Raw genomic sequence first — 3,260 nt, 5'->3', positions numbered from 1 at the left:
GCCAGCCATAACCACCCGCCAATCAGCATCGCCCCGCCAATCGGCGTAATCGCCCCGAACCAGCGCGGCGCGCCCAGCGCCATCAAATACAGCGTCCCCGCAAACACCGCCCCGCCGCCGATGAACAGCCACGCCGATCCGCGCGCCTCCATCCGCAGCGCGACCAGCGCCGCCACCGCGTGGATCAGCTGATAGTGCGCGCCGGTCTTGAGCCACTCCTGCGCTTGCCCGCTCGCGCCGTGCGCGCCGAACGCGCCCGCGCCGACCGCCAGCGCGCCCGACAGCGCCGCCAGAATCGCGATCCAGTTCATCCCGTCTGCTCCTCGGCCAGCCCGCCGCGTTCGGGCTGCGTGATAATGATGTTGCGCGCCGCGCGAATGTCGCCCGCTTCGACTTGCGCGCGCAGGCGTTCCTTGTCGCGACCGCGATACAGATCCTCGGTGCGATCGATTTCCATGTCCTCGACGCCGAGGCTCTTGAGCGCCATCCGCGCCATTTTCACCGCCGATTCGAGCACTTCGCGCACCACCCCGTCGAGCGGTGCGCCCTTCAGCTTGATCACCGCGCGCCGGTCATACGCGCGCACGAAGATCGAGGCGTGCGGGAACGCCTCATGCACGCCCTCGATCAGCTCGGGCGAGAGCTGGTCGCCGTCCATGCAGAACATAATCAATTCCGCCTCGCCCGCGCCGGCCTGCCGCAGCAAATCCATCCGCGTGCCGTCGCCATAATAGACTTTCGCGCCAAAGTCGGACGCCACATCGATCATCTCAATATCGGTGTCGATCAGCGTCACCGGCACGCCTTGCGCGATCAGCATTTGCGCAACCGTCTGCCCGAAACGCCCATAGCCGACGATCAGCGCGTTCGATCCGTCGGCCTTCGGCCCCTCGCGGTCGCCCTGCTTGATCGGCTCGGCGCGGATGCGCTGCGTGATCATCATCAGGAACGGCGTGGTCACCATCGACAGCGTGACGATCGCGCCGAACAGGCTGGCGGCTTGCGGTTCGATCAGCATCGCGCGCTGCGCTTGCGCGAACAGGACGAAGCCGAACTCGCCGCCCTGGCTCAGCAGCAGACCCAAAGCGAGCGCGCTGCGCCACGTCATCTTGAACGCCATGCCGATGCCGAAGATGATCACCGCCTTGGTCGCAATGAGCGCGAGCGCCATGCCGATCACGAACAACGGCCGCTCGGCGATCGCGTTCAGATCGAGCATCATCCCGACCGCGACGAAGAACAGCCCGAGCAGGATCGAACGGAACGGCTCGACATCGGCCTCAAGCTCGTGCCGGTACGGGCTGTCGGCCAGCATCACGCCCGCCACGAACGCGCCGAGCGCGGTGGAGAGGCCGAGCGCTTCCATGATCGCCGCCGCCCCGATCACGGTGAACAGCGCGGCAAACACGAACATCTCGCGCTCGCCGAGGTTGCCGATGATGCGGAACAACGGGCGCAACAGGAAGCGCCCCGCCAGCACCAGCCCGCCAATCGCCCCGACGGTATAGAGGAACAGCAGCCAGCCCGGCGGACCACCCGCATCGGCCGGATTGCGCGACAGCACCGCGACCAGCGTGATCAACGGCACGATCGACAGATCCTGGAACAACAGGATCGAGAAAGCGCGCTCGCCAAACGGCGTCCGCAGTCGCCCGGCCGATTGCAGCATCGGCAGCACCTGCGCGGTCGACGACAAAGCAAGCGGCAACCCCAGCACCAGCGCCGCCGCGAGCGAGAAATGCGTCCCGAGATAGACCACGCCCGTCACCGCGATTCCGCAGGCAATCACTTGCAGCAGGCCGAGCCCGAAGATTTCCTTCTTCAGCGCCCAGAGCCGCGTCGGATTGAGCTCGAGCCCGACGATGAACAGCAGCAAGGTAATGCCGAGTTCAGCAACGCCGATCATCGATTCGGCATCGCCAACCAGCCGCAGCACGTGCGGCCCGACCACCGCGCCCGCGACGAGATAGCCGAGCGTCGCGCCGAGCCCGAGGCGGCGGAAGATCAGTACGAAGACAAGCGCGAACCCGCCGAGGACAACGCCGTCGCGCAGCCACGACTCGCTCATGCAGGCACCTTTGCGGCGGCGGCAGCGGCGGCTTCGGCCGCTGCTTCGAAGGCGAGCCGGATCGAGGCGTGCCGCGCGCTGTGCGGCAGCACAGGGGTGAAGAGCGCGAAACCGGGCCAATCGGGCAATGGCCCGGTGCCGCCCAGCCACGCCGCAAGCTGATCGCGCGCGGCGGCGATTTCAGCGGGGGTCTTGCCGATCACTGCCGCGCCCAGGAGCGACGCCGACGCCTGCCCGAGTGCGCACGCGCGGACCAGCAGGCCGAGCTCGGAAACGCGGCCTTCGGCATCGGTGTTGATGTCCACCGTCACCCGGCTGCCGCAGATTGGTGAACGCTTTTCGGAGGAGCCCATCGCATCGGGCAGGCGGGCATGATGCGGGATCGTCGCGGCGAGCCGGAGGATTTCGGTATTGTAGAGCGGCGCGTTCATGGGGGCGATGTAGGGGCCTGACGGCCGTTCGTCACCCCATGCTTGTTCTCCCCTCCCTGCAAGAAAGGGGTCGAGGGTGGGTGGGTATGGGGCAACCACAGCGCTTGATAACGGGCCGACCGACCCCCAGCCCCTCCCTTTCAGGGAGGGGAGGAAGAAGACGCCTCGCTCATATTCCCCAAATCACGCGCCGTGTCTGCTTTTCCGAACACCGGCTTGCCCTTGCGACGGCGGTCGACAAAGTCGGCGATCGCGGCGCTGGTTTCGTTGAGCAGCGGATAGACGCGCGCCGAGGTCAGCCATTCGGGCCGGTGCGTCGGGCCGCCGCGTACCGTGTCGGTCATCAGCACGACGAGCAGGAACGCGAGGCTTGCTAGAATCAGACCTTTGAGCGCGCCAAAGACGAAGCCGAGCGCACGATCGACCGGACCGAGCACCGAATCGCGCGTGCGCGCACCGATTGCGTTGGCGACCATCCGCCCGCCGAAATAGGTCCCGCCCGACAGGATCGCGAAGGCCAGCACCGCCGCGCCCGTTGTCGTGCCGACCACGCCGGTCAGCGCATGCGTCAACGGCACGTGGAACAGCTTCAGCGCGAACACGATCCCGACCCACGCGAACAACGACAGCACTTCGGTGACGAACCCGCGCACGATGCCAAGCGTCGCCGCGCCGCCGACGGCAAGCAGGACAAGGATATCGAGCGCGGTGAGGTTCATGGGCGCGCGTCTTATGCGAGTGGGACGGCGAGGTCGAGAGGG

At 67.1% G+C, this 3,260-nt stretch carries 4 protein-coding genes; all 4 read right to left on the bottom strand.

The features are described 5' to 3' along the window. On the bottom strand, nt 1–311 hold a 311-nt coding region (locus ABWP09_RS11255; RefSeq protein ID WP_353205229.1), incomplete at its 3' end, for a DUF423 domain-containing protein. After that, entirely contained in the window at nt 308–2,068 is a 1,761-nt protein-coding gene (locus ABWP09_RS11250; RefSeq protein WP_353205228.1) for a cation:proton antiporter domain-containing protein, read from the bottom strand. The genes ABWP09_RS11250 and ABWP09_RS11255, both read right to left, overlap by 4 nt. Then, entirely contained in the window at nt 2,065–2,499 is a 435-nt protein-coding gene (locus tag ABWP09_RS11245) for an iron-sulfur cluster assembly scaffold protein (RefSeq protein ID WP_353205227.1), read from the bottom strand. Before ABWP09_RS11245 ends, ABWP09_RS11250 begins: the two co-directional genes overlap by 4 nt. 140 nt (nt 2,500–2,639) lie before the next feature. Beyond that, nucleotides 2,640–3,218 (bottom strand): CvpA family protein, encoded by a 579-nt coding sequence (locus tag ABWP09_RS11240; protein WP_353205226.1) that lies wholly within the window; start codon nt 3,216–3,218, stop codon nt 2,640–2,642. Nucleotides 3,219–3,260: the final 42 nt, after the last annotated feature.

This window comes from Sphingomonas sp. (assembly GCF_040398505.1).
Taxonomy (GTDB): Bacteria; Pseudomonadota; Alphaproteobacteria; order Sphingomonadales; family Sphingomonadaceae; genus Sphingomonas.
The sequence above is the reverse complement of the archived record's forward strand: the minus strand, read 5'-3'. Positions and strand labels throughout refer to the sequence as shown.

Excerpts from the sequence above, each read along its gene's own strand:
- ABWP09_RS11250 (WP_353205228.1), bottom strand. The coding sequence starts at position 2,068 with ATGAGCGAGTCGTGGCTGCGCGACGGCGTTGTCCTCGGCGGGTTCGCG.
- ABWP09_RS11240 (WP_353205226.1), bottom strand. The coding sequence starts at position 3,218 with ATGAACCTCACCGCGCTCGATATCCTTGTCCTGCTTGCCGTCGGCGGC.
- ABWP09_RS11245 (WP_353205227.1), bottom strand. The coding sequence starts at position 2,499 with ATGAACGCGCCGCTCTACAATACCGAAATCCTCCGGCTCGCCGCGACG.